General features: G+C 53.5%; 1 protein-coding gene. It reads right to left on the bottom strand.

Features of this window, described 5'->3' with window-relative positions; translation table 11 throughout:
- Positions 1–7: 7 nt before the first annotated feature.
- On the bottom strand, positions 8–520 hold a 513-nt coding region (locus LGZ99_RS24625), incomplete at its 5' end, for a hypothetical protein (RefSeq protein WP_262979873.1).

The raw sequence follows: 520 nt of genomic DNA, 5'->3' as shown, positions 1-520 counted from the left end.
TGTTCCATTATTTCTTACCTTTTGCTGAGTTATAAAGACTAGTCGCATTAGCCACAAGTGCCTCAACAGAGCCGCTAGCGGGTTGTCGGGCATCAGGGCCGAGGCGCACTTGCTGTGCCTGTTGCATGCGCTCATCTAATGAAGCGCGGCGCGGGGCTGAAACACTCCCCATTGCGGCCAAAGTGCTAATCGCTTCGCGTGCAGACATGCGAGTATTGAACGCTAAATGCGCTGCCATGTCGGGGCGATTTGCTGCGTGTTTACTGCCGAAAATAGCTGCACAACGTTTCCGTTCGGCGCGGCGACCCTCTTTTTTATCGTCATCCTCTTCCGCATCGGCATCATCCTCTTCCGCCCGGCGAGACTTAGCCTTTTTGCTTTTCTTAGATGAGGTGTCTTTGTCATCATCATCTTCCTCAGCGTCAGTATCATCGTTATCCTCATCAGCCTGGGTATCGTCATCCTCTTCTTCGGCGTCTTCCTCGTCGCGGTCCTCTTCTTCGGCACGACGGGATTTCGC

This window comes from Photorhabdus temperata (assembly GCF_025384845.1).
GTDB classification, from domain to species: domain Bacteria; phylum Pseudomonadota; class Gammaproteobacteria; order Enterobacterales; family Enterobacteriaceae; genus Photorhabdus; species Photorhabdus temperata.
The sequence above is the reverse complement of the archived record's forward strand: the minus strand, read 5'-3'. Positions and strand labels throughout refer to the sequence as shown.